Genomic DNA, 14,182 nt, shown 5'->3' on the forward strand with positions numbered 1-14,182 from the left:
TATTTATTTAGAAACATGTAGCTCTGACCGCACAGGCTCAGGCTTTTCACACGTACTCTCCATTGTGTAATGTGTTCCATTTGTCGATGAATCATGGAAACCGTGCATTGCTTCTAATACATGATAAGCCAAATCGCCGTTTGCACGATAATTGCTTCCACTTAATATAGCTTGAGCCATATCAGCTGCACCTAGGCCTCTGCTGTTTTGTGAATTTCCATATTTTAAAGGAACTTCGACGAAATCTTTTTCATCGAGTTTTCTTATTCGTACAGGTCCGCCAAATGTATTTGGATCTGGAACAAGCAATGTGCCCTCACTTCCGTATATTTCAATAGGTGGAAGTGATGTACCGCCAAAGGCATCAAAACTCGTAGTAAGTGTACCGATTGCACCATTTGCAAAATCAATGATTCCTGAAATATGAGTTGGTGTGGCAACTTTCATTTTCGTACCTGCTTTCGGTTCACTTGTTATGATTCGTTCTGGGTAGCTAATTCTTGTAGCGCCAGCTATTCGTTCAATCGGCCCAAGCAGGGATATTAATGCTGTTAAATAATAAGGTCCCATATCAAACATTGGTCCGCCGCCAATGTCATAATAGAAGGATGGGTCTGGATGCCAATGTTCATGACCGCGATTAATCATAAAAGCAGATGCTCCAATTGGAACACCAATTTCTCCTTGTTCGATAAGGTGAATAGCTGTTTGAATACCAGCACCTAAGAATGTGTCTGGTGCACTTCCGACAAGGCGATTTTTTTTCTTTGCCGTTTCTAAAATCAGTCTTCCTTCTTCACGTGTAACAGCGAGTGGTTTTTCTGTATAAACATGTTTTCCTGCTTCTAATGCTGCAATACACACTTCTGCATGTGCCTTAGGGATTGTTAAATTAATCACTAATTCAATTGTTGAATCATTAAGAAGTTCATCTACAGAACAAGCTTTGGGAATTCCGAATCTAACAGCTTGTGATTGTGCACGTTGTTCATCTAAATCAGCACAAGCTACAAGGTCGAGATGCTCGAATTTTTGACAATTTTCCATATAAATAGAGCTAATCGTTCCACAGCCAATAATACCAATTTTAAGCTTATTCATTTTGGAACCTCCATTTTTAAATAATATAATCTTCTTTTTGATATCCAATTTCAAGCCTATTTTGAAGCAAAGGTCGACTGTTATCGACTATTTCGAGTCAAAGTGTGTTAAGATTCCCGGTCACAGCTGACAATGTCGTTTTGTTCTTATTGACTATCACCCATTCCTGAATAGACACGACCATTTCCATTACCGAAAGATCCGAATGTTGAAACAGCTAAGCCTTCAGCACGTTGCTTTCCTTCAGCAGCCCATAAAAAACCGCGTCGCATAATGAGAGAGACCTCTGGCATTTCAATAATATTTGCTTGGTGTCCTAATGCGTTGTAAAATACATGTCCTTGCCCCCAGCGTTTTGTCCATACGACAGGCATATCAACTGCATTATTTGCAGCATGTGGTCCATCAACTACTGGAAAGCGTGTCGTTGCTAACACTTCAACGGCAGGATCGATATGAAGATAATATTGCTCGCTGACAACTTTAAAATCATGGAAGCCTTCTAATATCGGACTTGATGAGTGCTTAATGTTAACGGTATACTCCACACCATCATTTCCAGGATGTGCAACCCAATTTCCGCCAGTTATAAACTGCCAGTCAACATTGTTTCGAAATGAATCACACATTCCTCCGTGACATCCAGCTAATCCAACACCACTCATAATAGCTTCAGAGATATTAAGGACATATTTCTTTTCAATTTCGCCCATTGTCCAGTGGGGAACGATTAAATCAAGTGATTTCAGCTTCTCAGGGTCCTGATAAGCGTCAAGTGTATTAGAAACCTCCACACGAAAGTTTTCTTCTTCAAGAATTCTTTTGAAAATGTGTGCAACCTGTTCTGGTTCATGTCCATCCCAACCGCCCCAAACAATTAGTGCATTTCGTTTCATATGTGGAACACTCCTTTTTATTTAAACTTCAGACAGCTGGATCCATTGTCGTTTTTCAATCGATAAATCAACCGCTTCTAATACTTCCTGGCATTTCACACCATCATGGAAATTTGGAACGGGCTGTCGATCTTCACGAATAGCATTCATTAGCTCAACCATTTCATGAATAAAGGTATGCTCGTAACCAATTGTATGTCCAGGAGGCCACCATGCTTCAGAAAACGCATGTGCCGGGTCTGTAGCCAGGACGCGACGGAATCCTTGCACATCATCTCTGTCACTAGATAAATAGACTTGCAATTCATTCATTCGTTCAAAGTCAAAAATAACACTGCCTTTGCTTCCGTTTATTTCAAATGAGTTTGTACAACGATGACCTGTAGCGAATCGTGTAGCCTCAAAACTGCCTAATGCACCATTTGCAAATCGGGCTAAAAATAATGTGGCATCATCGACTGTGACTTCGCCTTTTTCAGCATTTTCACTGACGGATGCAGTTAATCCGGTCATGTTAGTTGGCAGGGGTCTTTCTTTAATAAATGTTTTATTCATGCCCATAACCTCATGGATATCACCGATTAGATAATGAGCTAAATCAATGAGATGTGCTCCTAAATCTCCATGTGATCCTGATCCTGCAATATCCTTCTGAAGTCTCCAGGCAAGCGGGAAATTTGGATCGACAAGCCAGTCTTGTAAAAACCATGCTCGAAAATGATAGATTTCACCCAATTGTCCTTCATCAATAAGTTTTTTAGCTAACATGACAGCTGGGGCAAATCGATAATTAAATCCGACCATATGCTTCACCCCAGCTGCCTCTACAGCATCAAGCATTTCTTTTGAATCCTTTAATGTAAGCGCTAACGGTTTCTCGCAAAAAACATGTTTTCCTGTTTGTGCAGCAGCAATCGTTATTTCTTTATGTACATCACTCGGTGCATTTATATCGATTAAATCAATATCATCTCTCTGTATAAGTCTTTTCCAATCAGTCATATATTCGTCCCAGCCAAATTGTTTTGCCGCTTCAGCTACTGAGTTAGTATCCCGGCCGCAAATAACTTTCATTTGAGGATGGATGCACGTTGGGAAAAAGAGTGGAAGGTCACGATAAGCATGGCTGTGTGCTTTCCCCATAAATTTATAGCCGATCATACCGATATTAATCGTTTCCATTTGGTTCCTCCATAACTTTTCAAATGTAATGTAGTTGTTAGATAGAATAAGATTTTAATTTATTTACTATAAAACTCCAGGTCTATCACATCGGAACTGCTGAGCAGTCCCAGTGAATATATGTTTGTTGCCTCAAAGACTAAAAAGCTGCCCTGTTAATCATATGTTAAAGTTTTGAAGATTCCCGTTCAATAAACGTAACAGGCAATCTTTCATTCTTTTCAGCTAGTATGTCATGTGAAATAAAGTGAAGAACTTTTTGTGCAGCCAATTGCCCCATTTCAAAAAGTGGTACTTTTACTGTACTAAGTGAGGGAGAGGTCATTTTAGATAGTTCGGAATCATCGTACCCAATAAGGGCGTAATCATGACCCGCTTGAAACCCTTTTTCGCTCAACCCCTGCATTAGACCGATTGCCATGCGGTCATTTGCTGCAAATACAGCTCTTGCCTTAGGAAGCAAAGGAGCAATCTGTGCTGCCGCCTGATATCCACTTTTTCGGCTGTAATTTCCTTGAAAGATAAGCTCTGAAGAATTTGGTTCAAGCCCATTGAATAGCAGTGCTTCCCTATATCCCTTTAGCCGTTCTGTACTATTTGAATATTCCAGAGGGCCGTTTAAAAAAATAATTCGCTCATGTCCTTTCGATACTAGTGAGGAGACAGCTTGAAAACTACCTTGATCGTGTTCTGCATCAATTGAATGAAAAGGATAGCCTGAAAACGTTTGGTTAACTAGATAGTATGGGAGGTTCAATTGATGGAGTTTTTCAAGTGCCTCGATTTCACCCTTGGCATTCTTCGAACCGAGGATGATGCATCCATCTACTTTATGGGAAAGAAAATGCTTAACATAATCCTTCTGTTCATCTTGTGATTGGTATAATAAGAGTAAGCCGTAACCTGATTCTCCTAGCATGGCACCAATTCCGCTTAAAAGCTCTGAAAAATAATGAGTTGAAATCAAGTGAATCTTTGGCAGGTATGGAACGATAACACCAATATTATTGCTTTTCCCCCGTGCAAAACTCTGAGCGATCGCATGAGGGTGATAGTTAAGCTCTTTGGCCGCTTGTAATACTTTGTGTTTTGTTTCTTCACGTATCGGACCGATATTATTAAAAACTCTTGAAACAGTTGCTTCAGATACGCCAGCTAATTTTGCAACATCTTTTCTGTTAGCTAAAATATTCACCTCCAAACAAAAGAATGTACACGCGTTCATTTTCTCTTGTTTTCTATTTATTGTCAATTACATAAATGAAAAATTTTTTTTAGGATGAAATGTTAGGAAGGATTGCATCATGAATAATGACAAAAAAAAGCAAGATTTATGGTTTACGATGGTGATGATAAGGGTAATAAGTAATTGACAGTATCCCCCTGATACTTTCATCGTGAAAAACTTGAGAAGCCTCCAATTTAATGGAGGTTTTCTTTTTTATGGTAAAATTATTTAAATAGTATTGCAATTCCGAATCCATGCCTTTATACTAAAAAATGTAACCGATTACATTTCGATTGTCATCAAGAGGGAGACTTGTACATATGGTAAAAATGAGTGATGTGGCGAAATTAGCGAATGTATCAACAGCTACAGTTTCAAGGGTGCTTCGTAATCCAGAGACTGTAAAAGAAAATACACGAAAAAAAGTGCTTAATGTAATCGAGCAGCTAAATTATCAGCCAAATATTTTGGCACGCCATTTTCGTAGAAATGAAACAAATACGATACTTGTCATGGTACCAAATATATTAAACACGGTTTTTACGGGTATCATTGAAGGGATTGAATCAGAGGCCGCAAGGAATGGTTATCGAGTTCTGCTTGGAAATACGAATAAAAGTGTAGAGAATGAATACGGGTTAATCGATCTTTTAAAACAAAAGCAGACAGATGGTATGATTTTGTTTTCTGCTCGAATGGATCCAAAGACACTAGTTAATTTAAGCGAGGAATACCCCATTGTCCTTACAACTGCCTATATAGATGGCCTGAAAGTTCCGACAGTTTCAATAGATAATATCAGCAGCAGTCGTAATGCGGTCGCACATTTAATTAAACTTGGACATACACGAATTGCACATATATCTGGACCACTTGAATTTAATGGTTCACGAGATCGATATAAAGGTTATCAACAAGCATTGCTGCAAAATGATTTAGAGATTGATAGCATGCTAGTTCAAGAGGGAGATTTCACACTAGAATCTGGTTATAATCTAATGTTAAAGTTCATTGCCATGGAACATCCTCCAACGGCTGTTTTTACTGGCAATGATGAAATGGCAATGGGGGTAATTAAAGCAGCTAAAGACCATGGCCTCAAGGTGCCTGAGGATTTAGCAGTTGTTGGTTTTGATAATATAAGCTTTTCGGCTATTTTTGAGCCTGCTTTGACAACAATTGCTCAACCATTGTTTAAAATGGGGCAAGTTTCGATGCAATTGTTGCTACAACAAATCCAAGGTGTGCAAGTATCTAAAATTCAGCATATTTTGGAAAGTGAGCTCATTATTCGCGATTCCTGCGGAGGTAAAGGAAAGAAAAAGTAGTAAGGAATGTTGGTTATAAGGAAATGTAATCGATTACATTTTATGAAAGGAGGTGATCCTGTTTCATCAGCAAAGAACTGATCATTTATTTTGTAATGGTTACATAAAAAGATCTTTTTATTATGAGAGGAGTAAGGAATGTGAAAGATATTCAAATTGGGCTGCAATTATTTTCATTGAGAGAAGAAACAGTGAAAGATTTCACAGGCACGTTAGAAAAGGTAGCGAATCTTGGATACAAAGGTGTTGAATTTGCGGGATATGGTGGATTGTCAGCAAAAGAACTGAAATCCGTCCTAGAACATCTTGGATTAAAAGCTGCTTCTAGTCATGTAGCCTTACCATTATTAGAAAATGAATTAGACCAAGTGATCGAATTTCAACAAGTGATTGGAAATCGACATGTAGCATGTCCTTTTCTGCCTCCTGAAAGAAGAACAAAAGAATCTTACTATGAACTTATTAACATATTAAATGATGCTGGTCGAAAATGCTATGAAGCAGGAATCACACTTTCTTACCATAATCATGATTTTGAATTAATCGAGCTTGAAAATGAAATAAAACCGTTAGAACTGCTTTTGGAAAAAACGAATCCTGATTGGGTGAAAGCTGAGTTTGATGTATATTGGCTGACAAAAGCAGGGGAAGATCCTGTTGAATGGTTAAAACGTTTTGAAGGCCGGACACCACTCCTGCATTTAAAGGATATGACGACAGATGATGAAAAGTTTTTTGCTGAATTAGGGACAGGTGGAGTAAATCTAGAAGAGATCATCCAACATGGGGAAAAGGCAAATGTGGAGTGGTTTATTGTTGAACAAGATCAATCACGACGTAAACCTCTTGAAAGTATAGAAATAAGTATCAATTATTTAAAAAATAAGTTCGTACAACCAGTTTAAATAAACATGTTACTTCTTAGGGGGAAACATAATCAAATACAAGACATGTATGTGCCTGAGAATATTTCACCAACTATTTTGCTGATAGTTCCTAGGTAATTGGAAAACCTTCCGATTACCATGCATTAATATATTAATCATATAGGGGGATGAAGGATGAAAAAGTTAATTTCCATATTAACCATTTTTTCAGTCTTGTTATTAACTGCATGCGGGCTGAATGGTGGAGGCTCAACAAGTGAAACATCTACAGAAGCAAATGCTGACAAGTCTAACGGTGAGAAGAAGGTATTGGAGTTCTGGCATATTGATCCAGGCGAGAAAGAGAAAGTTTATCAAGAAGCTGTTGATCGATTTGAAGAGAAACATCCAGATGTTGAGGTAAAGGTTCTTCAAATTCCGAATGATGCTTATAAACAAAAGCTTTCTGTTGCCATGTCAGGTAACGATGCCCCTGATGTATTTCATAGTTGGGGTGGAGGTTGGCTTCATAATTTTGTTCAGCAAGATAAAGTATTAGATCTTACAGAAGCAACAGATAATGACCACTTCAATGAGTTGGCACTTGCAAATGCAACGTTTGACGAAAAAGTGTATGGTATGCCGTTAAGCTTATCGATTGATGTTGTCTTTTATAATAAAGAAATTTTTGAAAAGTATGGGTTAAAAGCACCGAAGACATATGAAGAATGGCTGATAATCATTGATACATTAAACAAGAACGATATTATTCCAATCGCATTGGCAAATCAAACAAAATGGCCTGGCGCTTATTTGTTTATGAATTTTGCAAGTCGTATTGCTGGTCCGGAATTATTTGAAAGTGCTTTCAATAGAGGAGGAAGAGGGTTTGATGATCCGGCATATGTCCAAGCAGGTGAATATCTTCAAGAGATGGTTGAAAGAGAGGCATTCAATCCAGGGTTTAATGGAGTTCCATACGATGAAGGACAAGGACGCCAATTAATGTATTCAGGTCAAGCAGCAATGATGGATATGACGATATCATTCCTAAACAATGTCAGACAGGAGGCACCTGAATTCGAAGAAAAACTAGATTTCTTCTTGTTCCCAACAGTTGAAGGTGGAAAAGGAGATCAAACGCATGTGGGAGCAGCAACAGGTCCGGTTTGGTCAGTAGCAAAAAATAGTGAAAATCCTGATTTAGCGACTGAATTGGTCAAAGAACTTACTAGTGCAGAAACTGCGCAAAACTACACAGACCGTACAGGGTCTTTAACGGCTGTCAAAGACATAGTACCGGCAGATGAATTCACAAAACGTTTTTATGAAGTTGTTGAAAATGCGACACATTTACAAATGCCGTATGACCAGACATTACCACCTGAACTGGGAGAATTGCACAAAGATACAACGCAAGCAATCTACGGATTAGATATGACGCCTGAAGAAGCGGCACAGAAGATGGAAGCAGAAGCAAAAGAGGTATTAAAGTAAATCAGCAAAGGGGGGATATCCCTCTTTTGCCTGACTTAACTTGAAGAGGAGGGGAATGGTGTGGAAACGCATGTGGAAGTAACAGACACAAGAACAATCGTGAAGTCAACGACAAAAACGAAAAGTAAAAAGTTGAAAAGTGCGATAACCATTGGCTTGTTTGTTGCACCTGCCTTGATTGTCTATACGCTTTATGTTTTGTATCCGATCTTTACAACGTTCATCTATAGTTTTTATGATTGGGACGGTATGGGTGTAGGGACATATGTTGGGCTGCAAAACTATCTTGATCTTTTAAAGGATGCTATTTTTTGGAAGTCACTTACAAATAATACATGGGTTGTGTTTACATCGGTTTTTGCTCAAATTCCTTTAGGATTAATCATGGCGCTTATGTTGTTTGCTCCAATCAAAGGAATCAAGTTTTTTAGCAGTATTTATTTCTTTCCATTTCTCATGTCAACAGTTGCTGTCGGATTGTTATGGGTATTAATGTTTGATCCGATCAACGGAATGATCAACCAGCTTGTCAATGTATTTGGATTTGAAAATATTGCGTGGTTAAGTGAACCTAATACGGCCCTGTTTGCTGTGCTTCTAGTCATCGTTTGGCAATTTGCACCTTTCTATATGATTCTTTTTAAGGCAGCAATCGTCGGTATTCCAGAGGAATTATATGAAGCCGCAGAAATAGATGGGGCGAGTTCAATAACAAAGTTTTTTCACATTACCTTTCCTTTATTAATGCCAACGATTGTAAGCTCTTCGATTTTAGCAATTGTTGGATCTTTAAAAGCATTTGATATTTTCTATATTATGACAGGCGGGGGACCTAACCATGGGACAGAGTTATTAGGCACATACATGTTTAAACAGGCCTTTATTAACTTTAACATGGGATATGCAAGTGCAATTGCCTTTGTTATGTTCTTTTTAGCCCTTCTTGTCACGATCTTGATTCAAACGATGGATTATTATCGTAAAAAGAGAGGTGCGTATGTATGACAATCAGATTTAAAAAAATACCTCTTTACGTATTGGCTGTTTTGTTACTGATTTTTACAGGTTTTCCATTCTTATATATGATCTCAACTGCCTTAAAGTCTCGAAGTGAGTTTTTTGAGAAACCATTTGCCATGTTTTCTTCCTTTAATTTGGAAAACTTCCAGTCCGTTTTTGAGATGGGACTGACTCGTTATTTTCTTAATAGTGCATTGGTTTCGATTGTAGCTGTTTTTGCGGTAATGATCATTGCTTCATTAGCAAGCTATCCATTAAGTAGAATGAAATTTAAAATGAACAAGGTCCTGTTTTTGTTATTTATTTCAGGAATGATGCTTCCAATTCACGCAACACTCATTCCCATTTTCAAGCTATCGCAAAGTATGGGGATTTTCGATACCCTTTGGGCATTATTAGGTCCATACATCGCATTTAGTCTGCCAATTTCCATTTTTATTTTAACGCAATTTATGCAAGAAATACCGAAATCGCTTGAGGAAGCAGCTAAAATTGATGGCTGTAACCATTTTGGGATTTTCTGGAGAGTTATCCTTCCGATGTTAACCCCAGCCTTGATGACAGTGCTAATTTATAATTTCATCCATTTGTGGAATGAATTTATCTTTGCTCTAGTCCTCATATCTAGTCCAGAAAGTATGACATTGCCACTAGGGTTACAAGATTTTAAAGGGGAATTTTCCGTAAATATACCGGGATTGATGGCAGCGTTAACTGTAGCAAGTTTACCAATCCTTGTTGTTTATCTTTTCTCACAGGAGAAGGTTGTTAAAGGTTTAGCAGGCGGTGCAGTAAAAGAATAATAACAGTTTGTCTTATAAGGTTCAGCTGGCAATAGACGTTTAAATGATAGAACGAATGACGATAATGGAGGTTTCATTGATATGGGAAAATTAAAAGTTGGGGTTATCGGTTGTGGAAGTATTGCGAGTAGACGTCATTTAATTGAATATGCGGCAAATCAAGATGTAGAAATTACTGCTGTATGTGATGTGGTTGCAAGCCGTGCGGAAGAAATGGCTTTGGTATATGGTGCAAAAGCGTTTACTGAATATGATGATGTATTGCAGTTGGATGAGATTGATGTCATTAGTGTATGTCTGCCAAATCATCTTCATGCACCGGTTTCCATTGCCGCATTAAATGCCGGAAAACATGTTCTTTGTGAAAAGCCAATGGCAACTTCTGTAGAAGAAGCAGAAGAAATGATCCAGGCGGCAAGGCGAAACCAAAAAACATTAATGATCGCCCACAATCAACGTTTTGTTGCTTCACATCAAAAAGCAAAACAATTAATTGAAAGTGGAGAGATTGGCAAGATTTATAGCTTTAGAACGACATTTGGCCACCCTGGACCAGAAAGATGGAGCATTGATGGCAGATCAAGCTGGTTCTTTAATAAAGACCAAGCATTAATCGGTGCACTCGGAGACCTTGGTGTACACAAGTCTGATTTAATTCGCTATTTATTAGGAGAAGTTGTAGAGGTTGGCGCATTTGTTGAAACAAGTGCAAAGGAAAACACGGATGTAGACGATAATGCTGTTGCCATATTGAAAATGGAATCTGGCGTAATTGGGACATTAGCAGCAAGTTGGTCTTATGTAGCAGGTGGCGATAACTCTACAATCATTTACGGTGAAAATGCGATTTTAAGGTTAGAAGACGATCATGATCATTCACTTATTGTTCAATATAAAAATGGAGAAGTAGTCAAATACGAACTAGATAAAATCCAGACGAATGAAGCTGGAGGGCAAACAACTACACATGTGATTGATCACTTTGTTGATGCGATAAAAAATAACAAGGCTCCGCTAATTCCTGGTGAAGAAGGAAAGAAATCCCTTGAAGTGATTTTAGCTGCTCTTGATTCGAATCAAACGAAGAAAATCGTCAATTTAAAAGCGGCTACGATCGTATAAAGGTTACGATAGTAGAAAGATGAAAAGATGAGTCAAACGAATTGACTCATCTTTTGTTTTTTCTCATGATGTTTTACGGCAAGCTTTTTCTTCATTTCTCCTAATAAAATCTTAAGAAATTCTTCATTTTTCTTCTACCTTTATATTAAGAACTCTTGTTTATACTAAAAACAATCCTAGTAATAACTCATGATATACTTTGGAAAGGAGGGATGTAGGATGAATAAATACGTTGTGTTAGTTGTTGATGATGATAAAGAAATCCGTGATGGAATTGAAATATATTTAAAAAATGAAGGAATGACGGTGTTAACAGCACAGGATGGTATTGAAGCAATTGAACGCTTAAATAAAAATGAAGTTCATTTGATTTTATTAGATATTATGATGCCAAGACAAGACGGGATTGCAACGACCTTTAAAATTCGTGAAAAAAGGAATATCCCCATTATCATGTTAAGTGCCAAAAGTGAAGATACTGACAAAATACTAGGTTTACAAGTTGGTGCGGACGACTATGTAACAAAACCTTTTAATCCCCTTGAACTGATTGCTAGGGTAAAATCCCAACTGCGAAGATATGTAACATTAGGACCTTTTGAAGGGATAAATAAAAATATTGATTTACATGGTCTTACGATTGATCAAGCAGCGAAAGAAGTTGCTGTCAATGGTGAAGCGGTGAAATTAACACCAATCGAATACAAAATTGTTGAACTGTTAATGGTGAACGCTGGTCGAGTGTTCTCTATTTCTGAAATTTACGAAAGAGTTTGGAAAGAACCATGCTACAATGCGGAAAATACCGTTGCTGTACATATTCGTAAAATTCGTGAAAAAATCGAAATCGACCCTAAAAATCCGAGGTATTTAAAGGTGGTATGGGGCATTGGATACAAAATGGAAAAGTAGGATAACAATTATTGCATGGCTTATGTTATTTACGTATGGATTAAGTGGTGTTTTATCAGCTATTTTCGATGATCGTGAATACTCAAAGAAAAGTTTTTTTCATACAACTCAATATGAAGATACGGTTGGGCAATTATTAGCTTATATTCAGGCTTTTGAGCAATCTTATCAGCCGAAAGAAGAAATGAAAAAATTAATCACAGTATCGAATGAGGAAATAGAAGAGTACCGCTTTCGTTATGGAGATTTAACGGAGCAATTATCAAGTATCGAAAATCAATATGCAGCTGAAATTGAGGAAGCGATCGCGAATGACAGCCAAAATCTCGCCGATATCTATAAAAATGAAAGAGATAAAAAAATAGAAGATATTACAAAAAACTTTGAAAGTGATGAATATGTTAAACAAAAAATTGTAAAAGAAAAAGAACAAAGAGTAGATGAGTATTACAAAGAGCTTGAAGGTTATCGAGAAGATTTTTCAGAATACAAAGAAGCATTTGCATATTATCTTAAAGATACAAAAACAGGAGAGGTTTATACGAATCTGCAAGATAGTAAATCAGTAGATAAGTATATAAATGACAAAGATATGTTATTTATCCAAAACTACCCGACAAAAAATCGAAGCTATCTTGGCATGAAGGAACAACCATTTATTATGGGGTATGAGGACGTTATCAATCATGCTAATTCAAATGCTTTGTTCGAAGGGGAAATTGCGATATCAAAAGAAGCAAATAATACGAATTTTATTATCGCTAATTATTATGAATATAATCATAATCGAATTGTGTTTTTTATTTATGCAATCACCGCTATCATCGCTTTTATAGTAAGCATTATGATTGGGAAGAAGATCAAGGTAATCAGTAAAATTGCTCCACAAGAATGGATAAATTTATATCATAAAATACCAATTGATATAGCAGTCATTCTTTTTGGAATTACAGGGTTAATTTCTCTCGCATTATTCGCAGATAATCCCTATATATATAATTTTTCTCTGGATAGGATTATTTTTCAACTTATCATTATGACCATATTTATCTGGTTTACTATGATCCAAGGAATTTATTTGTATCCAAGACTAAAATTGATGAGAACTGATAAAGAAGTTTGGAGAAGCTCATTTGCCGTTTCAGTTATAAAAATGTTCCGAAATGCATTCATTAATCGCAGGGTAGGCACACAAGTTTTTCTCATTCTTGGTATTGTGTTTTTATTTGGAGTTGGAACAATTCTTATTATCGTTGAACCGTTATTTCTGATAGGATATGTTCCCGCGCTTTTATTAATAGGGCTGCCATTGTTTATTATCGTTGTAAAAAGAACCGGATATTTTAACCAAATTATTAGAAATACAAATGCATTAGCAAAAGGTCATTTTGAGCCTGATTTAAAAATTATTGGAAAATCTGTTTTTGCTAAACTTGCAGAAGATATAAATACGATGAAACATGGTGTGAAAATATCGAAAAAAGAACAAGCGAAAAGTGAAAAGCTCAAAACAGAGTTAATTACAAATGTCAGTCATGATTTACGCACACCATTAACATCGATCATTACCTATTCAGAGCTACTGAAAAATCCAGAATTACATGAAGATGAACGAAATTCATATATTGAAATTATTGACCGGAAATCAAAGCGTTTAAAGGTATTAATCGATGACCTTTTCGAAGCATCAAAAATGGCAAGCGGAAATATTGAATTATCAAAAGCAAAAGTGGATATCATTCAGTTGCTTCAACAAGCATTAGCTGAGTACAATGAGACGATTCAATCTTCTCACATCCAATTTCGTGTTTCAAAACCAGAAAAGTCTGTCTATGCATATGTTGATGGGCAAAAGCTATGGCGAGTTTTTGATAACTTAATCGGCAATATCTTGAAATACTCACTTGAAAACACAAGAGCTTATATCAATGTAAAGGAAGAAAAGGGGCAGACAATCATTACGTTTAAAAATGTATCGAAATATGAACTCAGTGATGATGTAGATGAGCTTTTCGAACGATTTAAGCGCGGTGATGAATCACGCCATACAGACGGATCAGGACTAGGTCTGGCGATTGCTAAATCAATCATTGATTTACATGATGGTTCTTTAGACATTGATGTTGATGGGGATTTGTTTAAAGTAACAATTATACTGGATTTGTTGAGTGAATAAAAGAATCTTCAAGTGTCTATAAAGCCAAGAGAAATTTGAAAAAAACACTTG

The 14,182-nt window shown here is 37.0% G+C and carries 12 protein-coding genes; 8 read left to right on the forward strand and 4 right to left on the reverse strand.

Features of this window, described 5'->3' with window-relative positions; genetic code table 11:
* Positions 1-3 precede the first annotated feature (3 nt).
* From GMB29_RS06885 to GMB29_RS06900, 4 genes are all read right to left on the reverse strand, one after another.
* A complete protein-coding gene (locus GMB29_RS06885) occupies positions 4-1,101 on the reverse strand; it encodes a Gfo/Idh/MocA family protein (RefSeq protein ID WP_136355575.1) in 1,098 nt (365 codons plus the stop codon).
* 146 nt (positions 1,102-1,247) lie between these two features.
* Positions 1,248-1,997, reverse strand: a complete 750-nt coding sequence (locus tag GMB29_RS06890) for a ThuA domain-containing protein (protein WP_136355577.1) — start codon at positions 1,995-1,997, stop codon at positions 1,248-1,250.
* A gap of 21 nt (positions 1,998-2,018) precedes the next feature.
* Positions 2,019-3,179 carry a Gfo/Idh/MocA family protein gene (locus GMB29_RS06895; protein WP_136355578.1) on the reverse strand — a complete coding sequence of 387 codons (1,161 nt, stop codon included), beginning with the start codon at positions 3,177-3,179 and terminating at the stop codon, positions 2,019-2,021.
* Positions 3,180-3,345: 166 nt separating this feature from the next.
* A complete protein-coding gene (locus tag GMB29_RS06900; protein ID WP_136355679.1) occupies positions 3,346-4,404 on the reverse strand; it encodes a LacI family DNA-binding transcriptional regulator in 1,059 nt (352 codons plus the stop codon).
* 323 nt (positions 4,405-4,727) lie between these two features.
* Here GMB29_RS06900 and GMB29_RS06905 point away from each other — a divergent pair, with 323 nt between their 5' ends.
* The 8 genes from GMB29_RS06905 (at position 4,728) to GMB29_RS06940 (ending at position 14,131) form a co-directional block, all read left to right on the forward strand.
* On the forward strand, positions 4,728-5,735 hold the full coding sequence (locus GMB29_RS06905) for a LacI family DNA-binding transcriptional regulator (RefSeq protein ID WP_136355580.1): 1,008 nt from the start codon (positions 4,728-4,730) through the stop codon (positions 5,733-5,735).
* A gap of 140 nt (positions 5,736-5,875) precedes the next feature.
* Entirely contained in the window at positions 5,876-6,640 is a 765-nt protein-coding gene (locus tag GMB29_RS06910) for a sugar phosphate isomerase/epimerase family protein (RefSeq protein WP_136355582.1), read from the forward strand.
* A gap of 156 nt (positions 6,641-6,796) precedes the next feature.
* Positions 6,797-8,098 (forward strand): ABC transporter substrate-binding protein, encoded by a 1,302-nt coding sequence (locus tag GMB29_RS06915; RefSeq protein WP_136355584.1) that lies wholly within the window; start codon positions 6,797-6,799, stop codon positions 8,096-8,098.
* A 60-nt stretch (positions 8,099-8,158) separates the two neighbouring features.
* Positions 8,159-9,103: a carbohydrate ABC transporter permease gene (locus GMB29_RS06920; protein WP_136355586.1), complete on the forward strand. Its 945-nt coding sequence runs from the start codon at positions 8,159-8,161 to the stop codon at positions 9,101-9,103.
* Positions 9,100-9,921, forward strand: coding sequence for a carbohydrate ABC transporter permease (locus GMB29_RS06925; RefSeq protein WP_136355588.1), 822 nt, complete (start codon positions 9,100-9,102; stop codon positions 9,919-9,921). The genes GMB29_RS06920 and GMB29_RS06925 overlap by 4 nt, the downstream gene beginning before the upstream one ends.
* Positions 9,922-10,002: 81 nt before the next feature.
* The gene (locus tag GMB29_RS06930) at positions 10,003-11,043 is read left to right on the forward strand and encodes a Gfo/Idh/MocA family protein (RefSeq protein WP_136355590.1); all 1,041 of its coding nucleotides are present in this window, start codon (positions 10,003-10,005) and stop codon (positions 11,041-11,043) included.
* Positions 11,044-11,262: 219 nt separating this feature from the next.
* On the forward strand, positions 11,263-11,955 hold the full coding sequence (locus GMB29_RS06935) for a response regulator transcription factor (RefSeq protein WP_136355592.1): 693 nt from the start codon (positions 11,263-11,265) through the stop codon (positions 11,953-11,955).
* Entirely contained in the window at positions 11,933-14,131 is a 2,199-nt protein-coding gene (locus GMB29_RS06940) for an MFS domain-containing histidine kinase (RefSeq protein WP_136355594.1), read from the forward strand. The genes GMB29_RS06935 and GMB29_RS06940 overlap by 23 nt, the downstream gene beginning before the upstream one ends.
* Positions 14,132-14,182 lie beyond the last annotated feature (51 nt).

The organism is Metabacillus sediminilitoris (assembly GCF_009720625.1).
Lineage (GTDB): Bacteria > Bacillota > Bacilli > Bacillales > Bacillaceae > Metabacillus > Metabacillus sediminilitoris.